Origin of the sequence: Kitasatospora phosalacinea, from assembly GCF_000717185.1 — a bacterium.
GTDB lineage: Bacteria > Actinomycetota > Actinomycetes > Streptomycetales > Streptomycetaceae > Kitasatospora > Kitasatospora phosalacinea_A.
On the sequence record NZ_JNYE01000294.1, the window covers coordinates 1 to 326 of the forward strand.

The 326-nt window shown below is 71.8% G+C and carries 1 protein-coding gene; it reads left to right on the forward strand.

Features of this window, described 5'->3' with window-relative positions; translation table 11 throughout:
• On the forward strand, positions 1–326 hold a 326-nt coding region (locus OO57_RS38085), incomplete at both ends, for a hypothetical protein (protein ID WP_033257517.1).

Consider the following 326-nt stretch of genomic DNA (forward strand, 5'->3'; position numbering starts at 1 on the left):
CGCCCTGCTCACCGGAGCAGGCGACACCCAGACCCTCTACCTCGACGGCGCCGCCCAGGGCACCCGCAGCGGCCAGATCGTCGCCCCCGGCCAGCGCGTGGCCACCGTCGGCGCGGGCTTCACCGGCGGGGCCTGGCCCGACGAGCCGCTGTACAACGGCAGCGACAACACCGGCCACCCCTCCTACTTCAACGGCTCGATCAGCGACGTCGCCTTCTACAACCACCCCCTCGGCGCCCCCGCCGTCACCGCCCAATGGGCCGCCGCCAAGCAGACGTCCGCCGAACTCACCAACATCACCCTGCCCTCCACCAAGACCAAGCTTG